This window comes from Hyphomonas sp. (assembly GCF_036964145.1).
In the GTDB taxonomy this organism is placed as follows: domain Bacteria; phylum Pseudomonadota; class Alphaproteobacteria; order Caulobacterales; family Hyphomonadaceae; genus Hyphomonas.
In genome coordinates this window covers 1-806 of the sequence record NZ_JBALUC010000014.1, presented here as the reverse complement: position 1 = coordinate 806, position 806 = coordinate 1, and the positions used below count along the sequence as shown (strand labels likewise).

The 806-nt window shown below is 53.6% G+C and carries 1 protein-coding gene; it reads left to right on the top strand.

Annotated features, from left to right (window positions below):
* Window positions 1–8: 8 nt before the first annotated feature.
* The coding region (locus V7660_RS17165; RefSeq protein WP_335604274.1) for a BamA/TamA family outer membrane protein at window positions 9–806 on the top strand (798 nt) is incomplete at its 3' end.

The following is an 806-nucleotide window of genomic DNA, read 5'->3' as shown; positions in this document are numbered from 1 at the left end:
ATGTCAGCGTGGCACAGCGCAATGTGCTCGGGCGCGGGCAATCCGCGTCTGCTCGCCTGTCCACATCCAGCCTGCAGCAAATTGTGGACTTGCAGTATACGGAGCCACGTTTCCTAGACCGTGACATGTCCGCAGGTGTGAGTGCGTTTGCTACCCGCCTCGATTATTCTGACACCGATCTTGGCGGCTATACGACTGAATCTGTAGGTGTCAGCGGGCAGCTAGGTTTCCCCTTGTCAGACCGGCTGCAACTTGGCTTGAAATATACGTTGCAAAACGACAAAATCGACGTCGTCGATCAGAGCATCGTGATTGCCTCGGACAGCGGCGAACGCCTGACAACCGAATACACTGTAGATGACAATGACACCCCGGGAGACACAAGCGATGATGTCGTGGGTGTCGCCTTTCTCACCGCTGATGACGTACCATTGCCTGATGGATCGCTGATCGTGGACGTATGCGATGCGCGCTATCTCAACAGATACTCGCTTTGCTCAAGTGAACGATCAGAAATCTCCTCGATCGTCGGGTACAATCTCCTCTTGGACATGAAGAATGACCCTATTGACCCCACTGGCGGGTTCGACCTGCTGTTTGGTCAAGACGTTGCTGGCCTAGGCGGGGACGTGAACTTCATTCGCACCAACGCATCGATGAATATCTACCAAGGTATTGCGAAGGGCATAACGGCCAGTTTGCGTCTTTCGGGTGGATACATCGAACCCTATGGCACGAGCGACGCGGAATCCGAATACGGACAAACCACTCCTCAAGGCGTACGTATCAATAATCGCTTTTTCAAG